The 19,749-nt window shown below is 73.9% G+C and carries 17 protein-coding genes and 1 tRNA gene; 8 read left to right on the forward strand and 10 right to left on the reverse strand.

The window, feature by feature from the left end; translation table 11 throughout:
- Positions 1 to 43: 43 nt before the first annotated feature.
- From KC207_RS16615 to KC207_RS16625, 3 genes are all read right to left on the reverse strand, one after another.
- Positions 44 to 859 carry a carbohydrate ABC transporter permease gene (locus KC207_RS16615; protein ID WP_211604448.1) on the reverse strand — a complete coding sequence of 272 codons (816 nt, stop codon included), beginning with the start codon at positions 857 to 859 and terminating at the stop codon, positions 44 to 46.
- Positions 856 to 1,788 carry a carbohydrate ABC transporter permease gene (locus KC207_RS16620; protein ID WP_211604449.1) on the reverse strand — a complete coding sequence of 311 codons (933 nt, stop codon included), beginning with the start codon at positions 1,786 to 1,788 and terminating at the stop codon, positions 856 to 858. The genes KC207_RS16615 and KC207_RS16620 overlap by 4 nt, the downstream gene beginning before the upstream one ends.
- A 120-nt stretch (positions 1,789 to 1,908) precedes the next feature.
- The gene (locus KC207_RS16625; RefSeq protein WP_211604450.1) at positions 1,909 to 3,267 is read right to left on the reverse strand and encodes an ABC transporter substrate-binding protein; all 1,359 of its coding nucleotides are present in this window, start codon (positions 3,265 to 3,267) and stop codon (positions 1,909 to 1,911) included.
- Between the two features lie 266 nt (positions 3,268 to 3,533).
- On the opposite strand from KC207_RS16625, the gene KC207_RS16630 reads away from it, so the two are divergent.
- On the forward strand, positions 3,534 to 4,559 hold the full coding sequence (locus KC207_RS16630) for a helix-turn-helix domain-containing protein (protein ID WP_249138824.1): 1,026 nt from the start codon (positions 3,534 to 3,536) through the stop codon (positions 4,557 to 4,559).
- 25 nt (positions 4,560 to 4,584) lie between these two features.
- On the opposite strand, the gene KC207_RS16635 is transcribed toward KC207_RS16630, so the two are convergent.
- On the reverse strand, positions 4,585 to 6,051 hold the full coding sequence (locus KC207_RS16635; protein ID WP_211604451.1) for a mannitol dehydrogenase family protein: 1,467 nt from the start codon (positions 6,049 to 6,051) through the stop codon (positions 4,585 to 4,587).
- A gap of 192 nt (positions 6,052 to 6,243) precedes the next feature.
- Between KC207_RS16635 and KC207_RS16640 the strand changes: the two genes are divergently transcribed.
- On the forward strand, positions 6,244 to 8,124 hold the full coding sequence (locus tag KC207_RS16640; RefSeq protein ID WP_211604452.1) for a penicillin-binding transpeptidase domain-containing protein: 1,881 nt from the start codon (positions 6,244 to 6,246) through the stop codon (positions 8,122 to 8,124).
- A 116-nt stretch (positions 8,125 to 8,240) separates the two neighbouring features.
- Here KC207_RS16640 and KC207_RS16645 read toward each other — a convergent pair whose 3' ends face one another.
- Positions 8,241 to 8,444 carry a cold-shock protein gene (locus KC207_RS16645; RefSeq protein ID WP_211604453.1) on the reverse strand — a complete coding sequence of 68 codons (204 nt, stop codon included), beginning with the start codon at positions 8,442 to 8,444 and terminating at the stop codon, positions 8,241 to 8,243.
- Between the two features lie 262 nt (positions 8,445 to 8,706).
- Positions 8,707 to 9,879, reverse strand: coding sequence for a substrate-binding domain-containing protein (locus KC207_RS16650; protein ID WP_211604454.1), 1,173 nt, complete (start codon positions 9,877 to 9,879; stop codon positions 8,707 to 8,709).
- Between the two features lie 73 nt (positions 9,880 to 9,952).
- On the opposite strand from KC207_RS16650, the gene KC207_RS16655 reads away from it, so the two are divergent.
- Positions 9,953 to 10,996, forward strand: coding sequence for a LacI family DNA-binding transcriptional regulator (locus tag KC207_RS16655; protein ID WP_249138825.1), 1,044 nt, complete (start codon positions 9,953 to 9,955; stop codon positions 10,994 to 10,996).
- Positions 10,997 to 11,059: 63 nt separating this feature from the next.
- Here the strand turns inward: KC207_RS16655 and KC207_RS16660 are convergent, their stop codons facing one another.
- Both KC207_RS16660 and KC207_RS16665 read right to left on the reverse strand, forming a co-directional pair.
- Positions 11,060 to 11,446 carry a cupin domain-containing protein gene (locus KC207_RS16660; RefSeq protein ID WP_211604455.1) on the reverse strand — a complete coding sequence of 129 codons (387 nt, stop codon included), beginning with the start codon at positions 11,444 to 11,446 and terminating at the stop codon, positions 11,060 to 11,062.
- A 187-nt stretch (positions 11,447 to 11,633) separates the two neighbouring features.
- Positions 11,634 to 11,718: transfer RNA gene (locus KC207_RS16665), tRNA-Ser, on the reverse strand.
- Between the two features lie 89 nt (positions 11,719 to 11,807).
- On the opposite strand from KC207_RS16665, the gene KC207_RS16670 reads away from it, so the two are divergent.
- The 5 genes from KC207_RS16670 (at position 11,808) to KC207_RS16690 (ending at position 18,017) form a co-directional block, all read left to right on the forward strand.
- On the forward strand, positions 11,808 to 12,149 hold the full coding sequence (locus KC207_RS16670) for a protoporphyrinogen oxidase (protein WP_211604456.1): 342 nt from the start codon (positions 11,808 to 11,810) through the stop codon (positions 12,147 to 12,149).
- Positions 12,150 to 12,666: 517 nt separating this feature from the next.
- The gene (locus tag KC207_RS16675; protein WP_211604457.1) at positions 12,667 to 14,301 is read left to right on the forward strand and encodes a S8 family serine peptidase; all 1,635 of its coding nucleotides are present in this window, start codon (positions 12,667 to 12,669) and stop codon (positions 14,299 to 14,301) included.
- Entirely contained in the window at positions 14,301 to 14,900 is a 600-nt protein-coding gene (locus KC207_RS16680; RefSeq protein WP_211604458.1) for an RNA polymerase sigma factor, read from the forward strand. Before KC207_RS16675 ends, KC207_RS16680 begins: the two co-directional genes overlap by 1 nt.
- On the forward strand, positions 14,897 to 15,397 hold the full coding sequence (locus tag KC207_RS16685) for a hypothetical protein (protein ID WP_211604459.1): 501 nt from the start codon (positions 14,897 to 14,899) through the stop codon (positions 15,395 to 15,397). Before KC207_RS16680 ends, KC207_RS16685 begins: the two co-directional genes overlap by 4 nt.
- Before the next feature lie 73 nt (positions 15,398 to 15,470).
- Positions 15,471 to 18,017, forward strand: coding sequence for a CHAT domain-containing protein (locus tag KC207_RS16690; protein WP_211604460.1), 2,547 nt, complete (start codon positions 15,471 to 15,473; stop codon positions 18,015 to 18,017).
- Between the two features lie 93 nt (positions 18,018 to 18,110).
- Here KC207_RS16690 and cysE read toward each other — a convergent pair whose 3' ends face one another.
- Both cysE and cysK read right to left on the reverse strand, forming a co-directional pair.
- Entirely contained in the window at positions 18,111 to 18,707 is a 597-nt protein-coding gene (gene cysE, locus KC207_RS16695; protein ID WP_211604461.1) for a serine O-acetyltransferase, read from the reverse strand.
- A 2-nt stretch (positions 18,708 to 18,709) separates the two neighbouring features.
- Positions 18,710 to 19,639, reverse strand: a complete 930-nt coding sequence (gene cysK, locus KC207_RS16700; protein ID WP_211604462.1) for a cysteine synthase A — start codon at positions 19,637 to 19,639, stop codon at positions 18,710 to 18,712.
- Positions 19,640 to 19,749: the final 110 nt, after the last annotated feature.

Genomic DNA, 19,749 nt, shown 5'->3' on the forward strand with positions numbered 1-19,749 from the left:
GACGCGGCACGGCCCGGCGGGAGGTCCCCACCGGGCCGGTCCGTCACTTGATGGCGCCCATCGACAGCCCGCGGACGAGCTGCTTCTGCGCGACCCAGCCGGCGATGATGACCGGCAGCGCGGCGATCGTCGCCGCCGCGGACAGCACGGCGAGGAACTGGCCGCGGCCGTCGACGAAGCTGCCGAGGAACGGCGGCGTCGTCCGGGCGGCCGAGCTGGTGAGGTTGAGCGCGAGGAAGTACTCGTTCCAGGCGAAGATGAAGCTGATGAGCGCCGCTGCGGCGACGCCGGGCAGGACGAGCGGCAGGACGATCCCGACGATCTCGCGCCACAGCCCCGCTCCGTCGACCCGCGCCGCCTCGACGATCTCGAACGGCACCTCGAGGAAGAACGAGCGCATCATCCACACCGTGACCGGCAGGTTCATCGCCGCGTAGACCAGCGACAGGACGTAGATGTTGTCGAGCAGGTTGAGCTCGTTGAGGATGAGGAAGAGCGGCAGGACGATCGCCGCGAGCGGCATGAACCGGGTGGAGATGAAGAACGTCAGGGTGCCCTCGACGTTCTTGACCCGCCGGATCGAGAGGGCGTAGGCCGCCGGGATCGCGAGCACGACCGCGATGACCGTCGACGTCGTCGCGGCGGTGAGGGAGTTGAGCAGGTAGCCCTGCATGCCCCGGTCGAACGCGGCCGTGAAGCCCTCGGTCACCGGCTCGAAGAACAGCGAGGGGTTCACCGAGGAGGCGACCGACTCGCGCTTGAACCCGTTGAGGACCATCCAGAAGATGGGGAAGAAGAAGATGAGGACGAGCGCCCACGTGAGGGTCGTGAGCAGCGTGCCCTTGGTCCGGGCGTTCATCGGCTGCCTCCTGCCATGAAGACCTTGAAGAGGGTGCGGAGCGCGATCGTGGCGACGATCAGCGTGAGGACGACCGTGACGACGCCGTAGGCCGCGGCCTGGCCGATGTCGAGGCCGATGAACGCCCGCTCGTAGAGCAGGTATGCGAGGGTCTTCGTCCCGCCGGTCCCTCTCGTGAGGATGGCGATGGGGTCGAAGACCTGGATGATGATGACCGAGCCGAGCAGGACGCCGATCTCGACGTACATCCGCATGTGCGGCAGCGTGATCCACGTGAAGGTGCGCCACGGGCCGGCGCCGTCGACCTGTGCGGCCTCGAGGACGCCCTTGTCCTGCCCCTGCAGCCCCGCGAGGAGGATGAGCATCATGAACGGGGTGAACTGCCAGGTCAGGACGATGATGACGGTGGCCAGCGGGTGGTTGGTCCCCCAGGAGACGATCGGCAGCCCGAGCGAGCGGCTGATCCAGTTGAGGATGCCGATGTTCGTGTCGAACATCGAGTACTTCCAGATGAGCGCGGCCGCGGCCGGCATGACGAGGAACGGCGTGATCATCAGCGTGCGGGCCACCGCCCGTCCGGGGAACGCCCGGTCGAGCAGGAGCGCGAACACCATCCCGAAGACGACCGAGAGGACGACCGAGGAGGCCGTGATGACGACCGTCGCGACGATCGAGGGACCGAGGTCGCCCGAGCTGAGCGCCGAGATGTAGTTGTCCAGCCCGGTGAAGCCCCGGTCGTTCGGGCGGAGCAGGTTGTAGTTGATCGTCGAGACGATGATCGTCACGAGGAACGGGATCTGCGTCAGCAGGATGAGCAGGATGATCGCCGGCGCGGCGAGCCCCCTGGCGGTCCTCAGCTCGCTCTTGTTCACGCGCCGGGGCTCGGTGGCGGTCTTCGCCTCCACCGTGTCGACGTCGGTCATGGACATCTGGGCACTCCCTTGTGCATGGGATCTGGGCGATGGGGCCGGGGCGGGCGATGCGGACCCGCCCCGGCACCGGATGGGCCCCGGGGGCTCAGCCGCGCGGCCGGGCCCCCGGGGCGCCGGTCACTGCTGCGCCTCGCCGGCGGGCTGAGCCAGCCCCTGGCACTCGGCCAGGGCGTCGTCGACCGACGTGCGGTTCGCGATGTAGTCGGCGATGAGCTGCGCGCACTGGTTGCCGACGTCCTGGAACTCCGGGATCGACACGTACTGGATGCCGACCCACGGCTGCGGGTTCACACCCGGCTGCTCGGGGTTGACCGAGCTCATGACGTCCAGGGTGATCGGGGCGTAGGCGGCCGCGGCCTCCTCGTACTCCGGGATCTCGTACGTCGACTGGCGGGCACCCGGCGGGACGTTCGACCAGCCGATCTCCTCACCGACGAGCTGGTGGTACTCCTTCGACGTCGCCCACTTCACGAAGTCGATCGCCTGCTCCTGGTTCTGCGTCGTCGAGGGGACGGCGAGGTTCCAGCTCCACAGCCAGCCGGACTCCTGGGTCTCGACGGTCGGCATGTGGGCGTAGCCCATCTTGCCCTTGACCGGCGAGTCGTCGGCCTCGAGGAGGGACGCCGCGACGGAGGCGTCGGCCCACATCGCCGCCTGCTCCTCCTTGAGCGCGGTGAGGCACTCGTTGAAGGAGTAGGACACCGGGTCGGCCTGGCCGGACTCGTCGAGCATCGTCTTGTAGAACTCGACGGCCTCCTTCCACTCCGGGGAGTCGACGGTGGCGTTCCAGTCGGCGTCGTACCAGTTGCCGCCGAAGGTCTGGACCACGGTCGTCAGCGGGGCGAAGAGGTCGCCCCAGCCCGGCTTGCCGCGCATGCAGATGCCGGCCATGCCGTCCGTCTTGACCTCGGCGGCCGCGTCGGCGACCTCCTGCCACGTCGGGTTGTCCGACAGGGTGACCCCGGCCTCGTCGAGGATCTCCTTGTTGTACATGAGGATCGAGGACTCGCCGTAGAACGGGACGGCGTACTGCTTGCCGTCGTTCGAGATCGCGACGCGGACCGGCTCGAGGAGGTCCTCGACGTCGTAGTCGGGGTCCGACGCGAGCGGCTCGGTGAGGTCGACGAGCCAGCCGTTGGCACCCCACTGCGGGGTCTCGTAGGCCCCGATCGTCACGATGTCGTACTGGCCGGCGCCGCTCGCGACGTCCGCGGTGACCGCGGCGCGCAGGTCGGCCTCCTCCATGACCTGGAAGTTCACGGTCACGCCCGGGTTCGCACTCTCGTACTCCCCCTTGAGCTGCTCCATGTCCTTCATCTGGCCGTTGTTGACGGTCGCGAGGTTGAGGGTGACGTTCTCGCCGTCGCCGGCGCCGTCGCCCCCCGACGAGACGTTCCCGGACGAGCAGGCCGCGAGCGCCATGGCCGTCGCCATCGCCCCTGCGCCCAGCGTCAGGGTGCGCTTCTTCGAGAGCATTCCTAACTCCTTCGGTAGGTGTGCCCCCGCTCCCGGCGGCGGGAGTGGGGAGTGACCCGGGCCCCCGGGTCGGTCGGTGGAACGGTGCTGCGCCACGGACACCGGAAATGTAAGGAGCGGCCCGTCGGGGCGACAAGGACCACGAGCCTCGTCCTTTCGGTACTATCTTGCGAGCGCTCATGTGAGCGTGCGGCGACTCGCCTGAGCGTCCAGGGAGAGCGGGCCGCCATGGCGACCTGCACGGGTCACGACGTGGACGAGGAGTGGTGACGATTTCGTATCAGTCGACCGGGACCCCCAGGGCCCGCCTCGCCGGCTTCCCCTCCCTCGACGTCGAGGGGGCCGGCGAGGCGGCCCCGGCCATCCGGGCCCCGCACCGTCCACCCCCGCGCCGCGAGGTCATCCCCCCGCACCCACAGCACGCCATCCGGGCCCTCACCCACGACTTCCCGAGCGAGATCTGCGGCTGGGGTGCCCACCCCGAGTACGAGATCCACCTCATCACCAAGAGCCACGGCAGCTTCATCGCCGGCGACCACGTCGGGACCTTCGCCCCCGGCCACGTGAGCATCATGGGGCCGAACCTGCCGCACGACTGGGTGAGCGACCTGCCGCCGGGCGAGGTCGCGGTCGACCGGGACGCCGTCATCCAGTTCACCGACGAGTGGATCCGCGGCTGCACCGACCTCATCCCCGAGCTGCTCGAGGTCGAGGACGTCCTGCGCGAGTCGAGCCGGGGGCTGGTGTTCTCCGGCCAGACGGCGTGGCGGGCCGCCGAGGTCATCCTCGACGTCACCCGCACGCACGGCGCGGAGCAGGTCTCGCACTTCTTCCGGCTCCTCACCCTCTTCGCCCGCTCCCCCCGGGAGGAACGCGAGGTCGTCGCCAGCGAGTGGCTGGGGCGCCCGACCGACTCCAACTCGCTCAACGCCGTCGAGGCGGGGCTGGCGTACATCTTCGAGAACCTCACCGGGGACATCCGGCTCGCGACGGCCGCCCGGCTGGCGTACATGTCCGAGCCGACGTTCTCGAAGTACTTCAAGAGCGCGACGGGCACGACGTTCAGCGCGATGGTCAAGAAGCTGCGGATCGCCCACGCCCGGCGCCTGCTCGACTCGACCGACCACGCCATCGCGCAGGTCGCGGCCATGTCGGGGTACCACAACATGGCGAACTTCAACCGGCAGTTCCTCGCCGAGGTCGGGACGACGCCGACGACCTACCGCAAGCTGGAGTCGTCGCAGAAGCCGCCGCCGGAGGTCTTCAGCCTCGGGCTGCGAGCCCGCTCCTGACGCCGCCGCGCGCCCGCGGCGGTCCTCAGCCGAGGACGGCGTCGAGCGCGGCGTGCATGCCCCGCTCGGCGACGACCCGCCGCCAGCCGAGGTACTCCGTCCGGAAGGTCTCGTCGCGGCCGAGCGAGCCGAAGATCGCCTCGACCTCGACGAACGCCGCCGGGTCCTCCGCCGCCGCGGCCTCCCGCATCGTGTCGGCGTGCACGTCCGGCGGCACCTGGTCGCCGGCGATGTCGCCCGACGCGACGAGGCGCCAGTACTCGGCCCAGGCGGCGACCATGAACGCCCCGAGCCGGATCTGCCGGCCCGCCGCGAGGTTGTCCCGGACCGCCGGCAGGGTGAACGTCGCCATCCGGTTGGCGCCGTCCGTCGCGAGGCGCACGAGGGTGTCCCGGATGCCCGGGTTGCCGTACCGCTCGACGAGGGTGCGCATGTACGCCGGCAGGTCGATGCCGGGCAGCTCGCCGAGGGTCGGCGCCCCCTCCTGCTCCATGTACGCCTCGAGGTAGCGCCGGACCCGGTCGTCCTCCATCGCCAGGTGGACCAGGCGGTACCCCAGCGGGGCCCCGGTGTAGGCGAGCGCCTGGTGCGTCGCGTTGAGCAGCCGCAGCTTCATCAGCTCGTAGGGGGTGACGTCGTCGACGAACTGCACGTCGACGCGCTCCAGCTCCGGGCGGCCGAGGGGGAAGTCGTCCTCGACGATCCACTGGGTGAACGGCTCGGCCGGCACCGGCCAGCGGTCCTCGATCCCGAACTCGTCCGCGACGACGGCCCGGTCGTCGTCCGTCGTCGCCGGGGTGATGCGGTCGACCATGCAGTTGGGGAAGGAGACCTCGGACGCGATCCAGTCGGCGAGGTCGGCGTCGACCTCGCGGGCCAGCCCGACGACCGTCGAGCGGCACACGTCCCCGTTGCCCTGGAGGTTGTCGCAGGACAGCACGGTGAACGGCGGCAGGCCGGCCTCCCGGCGGCGACGCAGCCCCTCGACGACGAAGGCGAACGCGGTCCGCGGGGCGTCGAGGTGCGCGACGTCGTGCGCGACGGCCGGGTCGGAGGCGTCGAACTCGCCGGTGCCGGCGTTGCGGATGTACCCGCCCTCGGTCACCGTGAGGCTGACGATGCGCACCTGTGGGTCGAGCAGCCGGGCGTACACCGCGTCGGCGTCCTCCGGCCCGAAGAGGTACTCGAGGACGGAACCGACGACCCTGGGCTCGAGCGAGCCGTCCGGGTGGCGCACGACCAGCGTGTAGAGCCCGTCCTGGGCGCGCATCACGTCCCGCATCGCCGCGTCCTGCGGCAGCACACCCACCCCGCAGATCCCCCAGTCGAGACCGGAGCCGGCCTCCATGAGCCGGTCGAGGTACATCGCCTGGTGCGACCGGTGGAAGTTGCCGACGCCGAAGTGGACGATGCCCACCGACGCCGCGGTGCGGTCGTACCCCGGGTGGGACACGCTGGTGCCGGACAGATCCTCGCTGACCTGGACGCTCACGGCTCTTCCTCTCACGGGTGGGCAGTCCTTCCGGCGCATTGTCACCACCCCTGCTCCGCGAAGTGAACCCCCCGGGGACCCGCCGCGCGGAAAAGGATCGACAGCGGATCGGATGGCATCGACCGGCGTGACCTGCCGCGTCCCGGCCCCCGCATCGGTTTGGATGGTGGTCATGACGGGACGGGTGCACGGGTGAGCCGGCGGACGTGGGCGATGGTCGCCGCGGCCGCCCTGGTCGTCGTCGCCGGGCTCGCCGGGTCGGTGTGGTGGCTGCGGTCCGAGGCGGAGCGGGACGCCGCCGCCGACGCCGCGCTCGGGGCCTACGTCGCCGGCTGGCAGGCACGCGACCTGTCGGGCGTGCCGTTCACCGAGGGCGGCGCCGCCGACGACTTCGCCGCCGCGTTCGACGGCCTCGGCGAGGTCGCGGTCACCGCGAGCGCCTCCCCGCTTCGGCGGGACGGCGGCGTCGCCACGGCCGAGCTCGGCGTCGAGTGGTCGCTGCCGGGCGAGGCGCGATGGGACTACGCGACGCCCGTCCGCCTCGTCGAGCAGGACGGCGCCTGGCTCGTCTCCGGCCCCGGCGACGGCTCGCCGTGGCACCCGGACCTCGCGGTCGGCGAGACCGTGTCCCTCGAACGGACCGCGGCCCAGCGAGGTGACCTCCTCGGCCGCGACGACGAGCCGCTCATGCCGCAGGGCACGGTGTACCAGGTGGCACTCGACCCCGTGCAGGCCGACCGCGCCGGCGCCCGGGCCCTCCAGGACGTCACGGGGGTCGACGGGATCGTCGAGGACCTCGACGAGCGAACCCGGACCGGCTCGCAGGCCCCGATCCCCGTCATCACCTACCGCGAGCGCGACTACCAGGAGCGCGCCGAGCGTCTCGAGGCCATCGACGGGGTCATCGCCCCCACGGCGACGCAGCCGCTCGGGCCGACCCGCACCTTCGGCCAGCCGCTCCTCGGGACGGTCGGGGAGGTCACCGCCGAGATGGTCGAGGAGAGCGGGGGCCGGCTGTCCGGGGGCGACCGCGCGGGGCGCAGCGGCCTGCAGCGGCAGTACGACGAGACCCTCGCGGGGACCGCCGGGTCGTCCGTCGTGACGAGCGAGGACGAGACGCTCTTCACCGCCGACGCCGTCGCCGGTGCCGACGTCGTGACGACGCTCGACCCCGTCGTGCAGCGGGCGGCCGAGGCCGCGCTGGACGGCGCCGACCTCGACGTCCCGGGCGCGCTCGTCGCCGTCGACGTCCCGAGCGGGGAGGTCGTGGCGGTCGCGAACACCCCGACGAGCGGCTTCGACCGCGCCGTCACCGGGCGCTACCCACCGGGCTCGACGTTCAAGGTCGCGACGACGTACGCCTACCTCACCGAGGACATCACCACCCCCTCGACGCCGGTGCCCTGCCCCGAGGTGGCGACGGTCGACGGCCGTCGCTTCACGAACTACGCCGGCGAGTCCATCGGCGGGGAGCCGGTCTTCGCGGAGGACTTCGCGGCCTCGTGCAACACCGCGTTCGTCTCGCTGTCCACCGAGCTCGCGCCCGACGACCTCACGACGGCCGCGGGCGCCCTGGGCATCGGGGCGGGCTGGGCGGACGGCCTCGGCGTCGCCGGCGCCTTCGACGGCAGCGTGCCGGCCACCGAGGGCGGGACCGACAGCGCGGCAGCGGCGATCGGCCAGGGGCGGGTCGAGGTGTCACCGGTCGCCCTGGCCGTGATGTCCGCCAGCGTCGGGCGGGGCACGTGGGTGCCGCCGCGGATCGTCGTCGAGGACGGGGGCTGGCCGCGGCCGACCCCGCTCGACGGGCGGGCCGTCGGGCAGATCCGCTCGATGATGGCCGACGTCGTCGCGACCGGGACGGCGACGGTCATGCGGGGCACCCCCGGCGGGACCGTCCGGGGCAAGACGGGCACGGCGGAGTACGGCGACGACACGGCCGACCCGTACGTGTGGTTCACCGGCTACCAGGGGGACCTGGCCTTCGCGGTGCTCGTCGAGGGAGGGCGCAGCGGCGGCTCGGTCTCGGCGCCGATCGCCAAGGAGTTCCTCACCGACCTCGCGACGCGCTGAGCCACCGCCGCCGCATCGGGACGCGGACGGCCCGGGACGAGGGCGAGCCGGGACGCGGACGACCCCCGCCCGGCAGTGCCGGACGGGGGTCGTCGGTGGGACTCGGGAGACCCGGGTCAGACGGGGCGGACCTGGTCGGCCTGCGGACCCTTCGGACCCTGGGTGACCTCGAACTCGACCCGCTGCGCCTCGTCCAGGCTGCGGTAGCCCTGGACGTCGATCGCGGAGTAGTGGACGAACACGTCCGGGCCGCCGCCGTCCTGGGCGATGAAACCAAAGCCCTTCTCGGCGTTGAACCACTTCACGGTGCCCTGTGCCATATGGGGAGAACTTCCTTCGCTTCGTAGCACTCGACCGGGACCCTTCGCCCCGGTCGTGGATGCGACTCCAGCCCCCTGTGGCGTTCGGATCGGGCCTTTCGAGGTACTGCTGATGCTGCAACCGCCAACGACGCTAGCACGGACACCTGCCGCGTCGCGCTCCGAGGAGAGGGTGGTCCGCCGACCGGGAAGAAGCCCGGGGCGGAGCGATGCGCGCCCGTGTCGTCCCCGTCTCGTCGAGCAGCCCGACGACGCGTTCCGGTCAGCCCCAGCAGACCCCGCGGGCGGCCTCGCTGTCGAGGCTCGTGACGTCCGCGACGGGGTCGTCGGTGACGAGCGCGACGCCGGTGTCGTGGAAGTCGAGCCCGTCCGAGGTCCGCGGCCGCTCGCCGCCGGAGACGACCTCGACGACCGCCCGCAGCCCGAGGTCGACCATCCGGACGGGGTACTGCTGCGCGGTCGCCGAGAGCCGGCCGTCCTCCACGGCGTCGACGGCCTCGCAGCCGCCGTCGACCGAGACGACGAGGACGTCGTCGAGGCCGACCTCGGTGAGGACCTCCCGGGCCCCGAGGGCGGCCGGGTCGGCGGCGGCGTAGACGACCGTCGGGGTCGGGCCCTCCTGCTCGAGGCAGGCACGCATCGCGTCCGCGCCCCCCTCGGCGGTGCCGAGCGAGGGCCGGGAGCACACGATGCTGTAGGTCCCCTCGTCCTCGCCGTAGGTGCCGGAGCGTGCCTCGTCGCCCGTGCGCCGCGGGTCGCCCACGGGCACGGCCATCCCCGCGAGGAAACCGTCGTGCCGGGCGACGTCGACCGAGACGCTGTCGTCGCCGACGAGGTCGAGCATGGCGACGCGTGCGACGTCGCCCCCGAGCCGGGCGGCCACCCACTGCCCGAGCAGCGTCCCGGCCTGCCTGTTGTCCGTCGCGAAGGTGATGTCGGCGCCGCGCGTCGCCGACGACGTGGGGTTGTCGAGCGCGACGACGTAGACCCCCGCCTCCCGGGCGGCGGTGATGGCGTCCTCGACCTGCCCGGAGACGGGCGTGATGAGGATGCCGTCGTCGCCCCGGAGCACCGCCTCCTCGACCGAGCGGACCTGGCCCTCGACGTCCGTCGGACCCTCCCCCGGGTCGACGGTGAGGGCGACGCCGAGCCGGCCCGCGCCGTCACGTGCCGCCTGCTCCATCGCACGGAAGAACGGGCTCGACCCGTCCTGGGTGACGAGCGTGACGGAGACCTCGTCGCTCCCCGGGTCGATGGTCCCGCCCCCGGGGCCGCCGCAGGCGGCGAGCACCAGGGCGACACCGGTGCCGACGGCGACCCCCACGGACCGATGCGCGGGCCGCCGACGGCCGGACGCGCGCTCGCGGACCCGTCGGACGTCCATCGTCAGCTCCTCGCGGCGCGGGACCGGGGCCTCCTCGCCCTCGGTGGACACCGGACGGGTGCCGTCGCTCGTTTGTAACCGTTCCCGTGCGCGGGGGTCAAGCGAGGGGTGCACACTCGGGGACATGCCCGGCCCCTCCTCCCTGTCCTCCACCGGCGACCGGGCGACGATGCGGGACGTCGCGACGCTCGCGGGGGTGAGCCTGAAGACCGTCTCCCGGGTCGTCAACGACGAGCGGGGCGTCTCGCCCGAGGTCCGCCAGCGGGTCTCGGCGGCCGTCGTCACGCTCGGCTACCGGCCGAACCACGCGGCGAGCACCCTGCGTCGACGCGGGGCGCGCACCGGACTCGTCGGTGCACTGCTGCAGGACCTGTCCAACTCCTTCTCCGGGGCCCTGCTGCGAGCCATCGAGGACGTCGCGCGGGAGAACCGGACGGCCGTCCTCACCGCGAGCATCGACGAGGAGGTCGACCGGGAGCGCGACCTCGTCCGCGACCTTCTCGGGCGTCAGGTCGACGGGCTCGTCCTCATGCCCACCGGCCGCGACCACGCCTACCTCGGCGAGGAGCTGCGCGCAGGCCCTCCCGTCGTGTTCGTCGACCGACCGCCGCGTGGGCTCGAGGCCGACGCGGTGACCGTCGACAACGTCCTCGGCGCGCGGCGCGGCACCGAGCACCTGCTCGCCCAGGGGCACCGCCGGGTCGCGGGGCTCTTCCACCTGCCGGGGGTGCTCACCGCGCAGGACCGGGTCACCGGGTTCACCGCGGCGCACGCCGACCGCGGGATGCAGCCCGATCCCCGCCTCGTCGTCACCGGCGTGCCCTCCTCGGTCGAGGCCGCCCGCGTCGTCGGCGAGATGCTCGCGCTCGACGACCCGCCGACGGCGATCTTCGCCGGGCGCAACAACCTCTCGACCGGGGCGATCCGGGCGCTGGCGGAGCGGGGGGTGCAGCACCGGGTCGCCCTCGTCGGCTTCGACGACTATCCCCTCGCCGACCTCGTCGACCCGCCGCTCACCGTCGTGAAACAGAACGTCCCCCGGATCGGACGAGCCGTCGGCGAGCTGCTCTTCGCCCGGGTCGCGGGGGACCCGTCGCCGCCGCGGCACCTCGTCGTCGAGCCCACCCTCGTCCCGCGGGGGTCCGGGGAGATCCCTCCGCCGGGCTGACCGTCACGGGTCGGGCCGTGGTGGCACCTGCGTGGGGTCGGTCCGGTGGGCCGGTCCTGGCTCTCAGGCGTGCGGCGGGGGCGCGGCGTCGACGTTGACGGTGGGGATGCCGACGCCGGCCCGCGCAATGACGGCGAGCGAGGGCTCGCGGCCGGGGTTGGACTCGCGGTGGACGGTGAACGCCGGCACGTGGACGTAGCTCCCGGCGACGGCGTCCACGTGGCCCTCGACGCCCTCGCACTCCAGCCGCAGGACCCCCCGCACGACGTAGAGCGAGCTGACGTTGGAGTCGTGGTGGTGCCAGCCGGACACCCCACCCGGCTCCGTGACGACCTGGCCGGACCACAGTCCCGGGACCTCGAACGCGCGTCGCCGCAGCATCCCGGACGTCGGGTCGGCCTCGAGCAGGTCCTCGTCGCGCACGACCCGTACCGGCTCCCTGGCGTCCATCGACCCACCGTAGCCGCGCGGGTTCCGACCCGCGGGCCCCGTCCGCGCCTCGGGTGAGAGTGCAGCGCCGCCGCAGGCTCGCGCGCCTCGCGCGGCGGGTGTGGGACTCCGACCCTCACGCGTTCGGGGCTCCCCGTCATCACCTCACCCGCCTCGCGCACGCGCTCGCAGGCTCGCGCGCCTCGCGCGGCGGGTGTGGGATTCGAACCCACGAGGGGTCTCCCCCTGGTCGCTTTCAAGGCGACTGCACTCGGCCACTATGCGAACCCGCCCGAGGTCGCCCAGTCTGGCAGACCGCGATCGGCGCTCGACACGGGCGAGCCGCCTGTGGGTAGGGTCGACGACGACGAAAGGAGCCCCCATGGGCAAGCTGACCTTCATCGCGGGACTCGCCGCGGGCTACGTCCTCGGGGCCAAGGCCGGGACCGGACGCTACGAGCAGATCCGCCGCACCTCGGGGAAGGTGTGGAACTCCGAGCCGGTGCAGAAGCAGGTCGGGGTGGCCAAGGAGGCCGCCCGGACCAAGGCCGCGCCGGTCATCGCCGACCTCGTCTCCGACGCCGCGAAGGCGACCGGCGAGCGGCTGCGGCAGGGGCGCACCATCGCCTCCGAGGCCGTGCCCGGCGACGACGGCCCGACGACCACCCCGGAGGACCAGCGCAACGCCTGGTCGGCCGCCACCCGCCCGACGACCACGGGCTGACGACCGCGGGACGGGCGGCCCGGTGGCGGCCGTCGTCCCCCGACGGCCGCCACATCGCCACCGACCGCCGACGGCGGTCGGGCCCGTTCGGCTCCGGCCACCGGCCACGCCGGTCGGGTGCCCCTGCACACCCGCCGAGGCGCCCTCTGACACCGCCTCGTCCGACGTGGCCGGTGCCCCCGTTCCACGGGGGTTCCCGGAGGTCCGGTCCCGCCCGGAGCCCGGGACCGGCGCCCCGTGCGACCCGCCCGGTCCACTCCGCCCCTGCTCGGCGACGACCCGGCGGCCCGACGGGGCCCACACGGCGAAAGAGGGGCGACCGGCCGACCTGATACACCCCCGTCGCGGAAATTCCACGGACCTGCGCCGGGGCCCGACGCGGGGCCGGGACGACGGTCGTGCGCGCGGGGACGTATCACCGCTCCCGCTCGGGAGTCCTGGTCCCCGACAGCCACGATCACTACGCTGACCGGCACGCGGCGCCCGCCGCGGACGGCCCGGTCGCCGAGGAGCCAGGATGGACGGACAGACCGCCGGGAGCCCACCGGACGGACCGCGGGACGGTCGCCCGGACCGCGGCGGACCGGTCCCCCCGGGGCCGAACCCGCCCGTCTTCGGGGTGCCCGCGACGGCGATGCGCCGGTTCGGGGCGACCGTCCTCGACCCCTCGACCGCCGAGCGCTCCGGTGAGGACCGCCCGCGCCCACGTCCCGTGGCCTACGTCCCCGACCGCCTGTTCGTCCCCGGCCTGCCCGGCGGCTCGTTCGAGGACTCCCGCTCGCTCCTGGAGCGCATCGGTCGCGAGATGGGCTTCTCGGTGCGGGTCGTCGACGGCGGCTTCGGCGCGGTCGCCGAGCAGCTCGAGGTCTTCGACCGCCTCGACGCCGTCGCGCACACGCCCGTCGACCTCGTCCCCGACACCACGGCCGCACGGCCCGCGATCGACGCCTGGACGGTCATCGCCCGAGCCCGGGCCGAGGCCGGCGAGGACGCCGTCCGGGGCTGGAGCCTCAACCACGTCCTCATGTCCGCCGGCGGCTACTGGGGTGGCGTCGGTGGGTACTGGGGCGGCGTCGGCGGCTACTGGGGTGGCGTCGGTGGGTACTGGGGCGGCGTCGGCGGCTACTGGGGTGGCGTCGGCGGCTACTGGGGCGGCGTGAACGCCCCGGGCACCGCGGTCGGTCGCGGCCCGCTCGTCCTCGCCCTCGACGCCCCGGCCCCCACGGCGACGCACCACCCCTGCGTCGCCGTCCTCGACACCGGGCTCGGGGCGCACCCGTGGTTCGACGGCTCGCCGCTCGTCACGCCCGACCCGACCGTCGCCGGGCAGCCCGTCGGCCTCGAATTCCCCCCGGACGAGGACCCCGAGAACACCGGGGTGACGATCGACCGCCTCAACGGGATGCTCGACCCGATGGCCGGCCACGGCACCTTCGTCAGCGGCGTCGTGCGCCAGCACTCGCCCGACGCCCACCTCGTCGCCGTCCCCGTCATGTACGGCGACGGCGCCGCGGACGAGCGCGACGTCCTCGAGGCGCTCAAGCGGCTCGCCGCGTGGCACCTCGCCGAGCGCGGGGCGAAGCGGCGCGGCGTCGAGGTCGTCAACCTCTCCCTCGGCTACTACCACGAGGACGTCGACCCCGACGTCACGTCGGCGGCGGTGCTCTCCCTCCTCCACGCCCTCGCCGCGGACGGGGTCGCCGTCGTCGCCGCCGCCGGCAACGGGGCGACGACCGAGGAGTTCTGGCCGGCCGCGCTCTCGCGGCACACGGCCGACGGCGCCGTCCCGGTGACGAGCGTCGGGGCCCTGGACCACTGCGGCACCGACGTCGCGACCTTCTCCAACACCGGACCGTGGGTCACGGACTACCGGCGCGGGATGGCGGTGGTGAGCACGATGCCGACGACCCTCGACGGCTCGGTCAACGCCGCCGTCCACTCCCGGCCGCCGCACGACCCGGCCCGCGACAGCGGCGACCCGGAGCGGTACGCGTGCGGGTTCGGCGTGTGGAGCGGGACGTCGTTCGCTGCCCCCGCCGCCGCCGGTCTGGTCGCCGCCGCCCTCGCCGACGTCGACCTGCCCCACGAGGGACCGGAGCGGGCGAAGGTCGTCGCCGAGGTCGTGGCGAAGGCCCTGGGCGGGAGGCCGTGATGCAGACCGACCCACAGACCCCGAACCTCGCGACCCGGGCCGCCACCGCGTTCCGCGCCTACCGCGACGGGGACCCGTCCGGGATGTCCCGCCTCGTCGACGAGGTCTCGCCGCTGCTGTGGTCCGTCGTCCGCCAGCAGGGCGTCTCCCGCACGACCGCCGAGGACGTCGTCCAGACCACCTGGCTCAAGCTCGTCGAGCACTCCTCCTCGATCGCGGACCCGCAGTCCGTGCTCAAGTGGCTCATCACGACGGCCAAGCGGGACGCGTGGACGTCCGCGCACCGCTCCCGCCGCGAGGAGCCGGGCGCCGCCGAGGACGTCCGGGACCGCGAGCCGGACGCCACGAGCCCCTCGCCCGAGGGGGCGGTGCTCGCGGCGGACGAGGGGTCGCTCCTGTGGACCCACTTCCAGGAGCTGCCGGAGCGCTGCCGCACCCTGCTGCGCACCATCGCCTTCGCCGACCGTCCGGACTACGCGCACGTCGCCGAGGCCCTCGGCATGCCCGTGGGGTCGATCGGCCCGACCCGGGGGCGCTGCCTCGCCAAGCTCCGCACCGCACTGACGACCGATCCACGCTGGGGGGACACGACCCGATGACACCGACACCCGAGTACGAGTCGCGACTGGCCGCAGAGCCCCTCGACGACCTCGACGCCGCCGTCCTCGACGAGGTCCGCGACCTGCACGCCCATCTCGACCCGATGCCCGGCGACCTGCTCGACCGGATCAAGTTCGCGATGAGCGTGGCCTCCCTCGAGGCGCAGGTCGCGCAGATCGTCTCCGAGCAGACCCTCGCCTCGGTCCGCGGCACCGACTACGACCGTGCCGACACCGTCACCTTCGCCCGCGACGGCCTGAGCGTCATGGTGACGATCGAGCCCGACACCGCGACCCGCGTCGACGTCGTCGGCTGGGCGAGCGAGGGCGACATCGAGGTCGAGCTGCGGGAGCGGGGTCGGACCCGGACGACGACGACGGACGACGACGGCCGCTTCACGATCGCCGGCGTCGAACGGGGCCTCGTCGGCTTCGTCTTCCGTCGCCGCGGCCAGCCGGACGCCCCGCCGATCATCACCCCGGCGATCGAGCTGTAGAGGAGCGGCCATCGAGCAGGGCGTCCGCACCCGGGTCGAGGAGCTCCTCGCGGCGGCCCGGCGGGAGAACGAGGTGGGTGGCTACGACGCCGCGGCCGCCGCGCTCGACGCCGCCGTGGCGACGCTGGACGCCGTCCTCGAGGGTGCGGACGCGGACCACGAGGCGCGGTCGCTGCGGGCCCGGGTGCTCGTGACGCGCGCCTGGGCGGAGCTCGAGCTGCACGGCACCGCGGCCGCCCTCGACGTCCTCGCGACCGCACGGGCGGAGGCGGAGGAGCTCGGCGACGCCCTCGTCCTCGCGCTCACCTGGATCCAGGAGGGCCTCGTGCACGGGCGGGTCTGGGACTACCCGGCCTCCCTCGCCGCGCTGGACCGGGTCTCCGACGAGGAGGCGCTCGCCCCGGCGCAGCGCTGGGCCCTGCACCTCAACCGGGGCCAGGTGCTGCTCGGGCTCGGCCGGACCGACGAGGGCGTCGTCGCGACCCGGACGGCGCTCGACATCGCCGTGGACCACGGGCTCGTCGACCAGGAGTTCAAGGCCCGCCACAACCTCGCCCGGCTCGCGTGGGTCCTCGGCGACCTCCCGAGGGCGCTCGTCCTGCTCCGGGAGGTCGACGCGATGGACACGACGGTCTCGCGCGACCGCGCCCGGCTCGACTACGCCGAGGTCCTCACCGACGCCGGGCTCGTCGACGCCGCCCGCCGGGTCCTCGCCGACGCGCTCGTCGGGGCACGGGCCGACGGGCACCGGCTCGAGGAGGGGGAGATCAGCCTGCGCCTCGCGCGGTGCCACCTCATGCTCGGCGACCTCGACGCCGCCCGGTCCGACATCGACGACGCGGCCGAGGCCTACCGCTCCCGGCAGGCCGGTGGCCTCGTGCGGGACGCCGACCTGCTCCGTCTCACCGTCGACGTCGCCGCCGGCCGGGACCTCGCCGCCGCCGCCGAGGCGCTGGACCGGCTGCGGACGTCACACTCCGAGAACGCGCCCGCCCGTCGGGACGCGGCCCGGCTCGAGGCCGAGGCGCGCGCCGTCCTCGGAGACCTCGACCGCGCCGAGGCCGTGCTCGACGGCGTGCCCGCCGTGGACGGGGAGCCGCTTTCGGCGCGCCTGCACGAGACGCTCGTCCGGGCCCGGGTCGACGACGGGCGACACCGCCCGGGAGCGGCCGCCGCCCGGCTCGCCCTCGGCAGCCGGCTGCTCGCCGGCCGGCAGTTCCAGACCTCGAGCCTCGAGGTGCGGGCGGCGCTGGCCCTGCACGCCCGCCGGCTCACCGCCTTCGACCTGGAGCGGGCCGTCCGGGGCGGCGACCCGTCGGACCTCCTCACGACCGTGGAGCGCTGGCGCGCGATCTCGCACCGGGTCGACCCGGTGACCGCCGCCGCGGACGCCGGCCTCACCGACCTCACCCGCGAGCTGCGGCGGCTCCGACGGGTCGCCGAGGACGGCGGGCCCGACGCCGACGACGCGCCCGCCCGGACCGCCGCGCTGGAGGCGCGGATCGCGGAACGGGAGTGGAGCCTGGAGGCCCGGCGCTCGGACGAGCCCGGCGCCGCACCCCTCGGGGAGGACGAGGCCCGCGACGTCGTCGCCGCGCGGGACGTCACGGTGCTCGAGCTCGTCGAGGTCGGCGCCGAGGTCCTCGCCGTCGTCGTGACGGCGACCTCGGTCGCGACCCGCGGGGTGGGCCCCCTCGCCGACGTCCTGGCCCTCACGACCCGTCTGCGGCGGGACCTGCGCGCCCGGGCGGGTGTCGTACCGACCTCGCCGATGCGCGCGGTCCTCGACCGGGCGACGGCGTCGTCGCTGCGCGCCGTCGAGCAGGCCGTGGGGCCGTTGCCCGGGACGGGAAGGGTGGTCGTCGTCCCGTCGCGGTCGCTGTCCGCCGTGCCGTGGAACCTGCTCCCGGGGTGGCGCGGCCGCCCCGTGACCGTCTCCCCGAGCCTCACCCGGTGGGTGCGGGGCCCCGCCCGAGAGCTCACCAGGCCGGCGGACCCGGCTCCGGGGGTGCCCCCGCGGACGGCGCGGACGCGGGACGGGCGGGCGCGGAAGGCGCGGACGCTGACGGCGCTGCACGGACCGGGCCTGGCGCACACCCTCCCGGAGATCCGTGAGGTCCGTCGGGCGTGGGGGGCCGACGAGGCGACGGGCCCGGCGGGCCCGGCGGCGCCGGAGGACCCGGCGACGAGCGACGACGTCGTCGCCGCGCTCGCCTCGTCCCGCGTCGTCCACCTCGCGGCGCACGGGGTCCACGAACGGGACAACCCCCTCTTCTCGTCGGTGCGGATGGCGGACGGCCCGGTCTTCGCCCGCGAGTTCCCCCACCCGGTGACGGCGGAGCACGTCGCCCTCGCGGCCTGTGACGTCGGCCAGTTCTCGACCCGACCCGGGGACGAGCCCCTGGGTCTCGCGACGGCGTTGCTGGCGCTCGGGTCGACGAGCGTGCTCGCCGCGGTGGCACCCGTCGCCGACGACCGGGCGGCGGCCGGGATGGCGGACTACCACCGGGCGCTCGCGGCCGGGGTCGACGCGGCCGAGGCGCTCGCCACGACGGTCGAGGCCCACCCGGAGACCGGAGCGTTCTGCCTCTACGGCTCGGACTGGTCCGCCGCGCGCTGACACCGGACGGAGGACGTTCCCCCACGGATGACCGCCCCCGGACACGCCGGAGGCGGCCGCCCCGGGGTCCGGGGGCGGCCGCCTCTCGCGGCGTCAGATGAAGATCGCCGGTTCTGAGTAGAGCGCGTCGTACGGGTCCTCACCGGGCAGGTCGGGGAAGCGCACGGTCGCCGGGATGCCGGTGGCGACGGCACCCGCCGGGACGCCCTTGACGACGACCGAGTTGGCGCCGATCTGGGCGTTCGCGCCGATCTCGATGTCCCCGAGGACCCGGGCGCCGGCGCCGACGACCACCCCGTCGTGCAGTGTCGGGTGCCGCTTGACACCCCGCTGCATCGACCGGCCACCGAGGGTGACCGCGTGGTAGAGCATGACGTCGTCGCCGACGACCGCGGTGGCGCCGATGACGACGCCCATCCCGTGGTCGATGAAGAACCGTCGGCCGATGCGTGCGCCCGGGTGGATCTCCACCCCGGTCGCGGCCCGGGCCGCCGTCGACAGCAGCCGCGCCGCGGGGCGGGTCAGCGGACCCTTCTTCCACAGCCGGTGCGCCGCCCGGTGGGCCCAGATCGCGTGCAGCCCCGGGGAGTTGAGGAGGACGTCGACCCGCGACTCGGCCGCGGGGTCACGCCCCATCGCGGCGTCGAGGTCCTCACGGACGGTCCTCCGCGCGCGCTCGATGAACGACATGGTCAGTCGACGAGGCCCTCGAAGAGGATCGTCGACAGGTAGCGCTCACCGAAGCTCGGGATGATGACGACGATCGTCTTGCCGGCGTTCTCCGGACGGGACGCGACCTGGTTCGCGGCGGCGAGCGCCGACCCGGAGGAGATGCCGACGAGCAGGCCCTCCTGGGTCGCGGCCTTGCGGGCCCACTCGACCGAGGTGGCGGCGTCGACGTCGATGACCTCGTCGTAGACCTCGGTGTTGAGGATGTCCGGGACGAAGTTGGCGCCGATGCCCTGGATCTTGTGCGGGCCGGGCTGGCCGCCGTTGAGGATCGGGGACTCCTCGGGCTCGACGGCGACGATCTTCACCTCGGGCTTGCGCTCCTTGAGGACCTCGCCGACGCCGGTGATCGTGCCGCCGGTGCCGATGCCCGCGACGACGATGTCGACCTGGCCGTCGGTGTCCTTCCAGATCTCCTCGGCCGTCGTCCGCCGGTGGACCTCCGGGTTCGCGGCGTTGGCGAACTGGCGGGCGAGGACGGCGCCCTCGCGCTCGCCGACGATCTCGTCGGCCTTGGCGACCGCGCCCTTCATGCCCTGCGACGGGTCGGTGAGGACGAGCTCGGCGCCGTAGGCCCGCAGCAGGGCGCGGCGCTCCTTGCTCATCGACTCGGGCATCGCGAGGACGACGTCGTAGCCGCGGGCGGCGCCGACCATCGCGAGCGCGATGCCGGTGTTCCCGGAGGTGGCCTCGACGATCGTGCCGCCGGGCTTCAGCTCGCCGGAGGCCTCGGCGGCGTCGATGATCGCGACGCCGATGCGGTCCTTCACCGAGCTGGCGGGGTTGTAGAACTCGAGCTTGGCCGCCACGGTGGCGTCGCCGCCGATGATCCGGTTGAGCCGCACGAGCGGGGTGTTGCCGACGGCCTGCGTCACGTCGTCGAGGATGGGCATCCTGGTCGCCTTTCGGTCGGGGTGCACCGGCCACCCGGGCGGGGCGACGGCGCGCTGCATCGGTGGTGCTGCCGGGGGAACCCCGGACGCGTTATGGCTATTCCAACAGA

It is taken from the genome of Phycicoccus avicenniae, assembly GCF_018139485.1.
GTDB classification, from domain to species: Bacteria; Actinomycetota; Actinomycetes; order Actinomycetales; family Dermatophilaceae; genus Phycicoccus; species Phycicoccus avicenniae.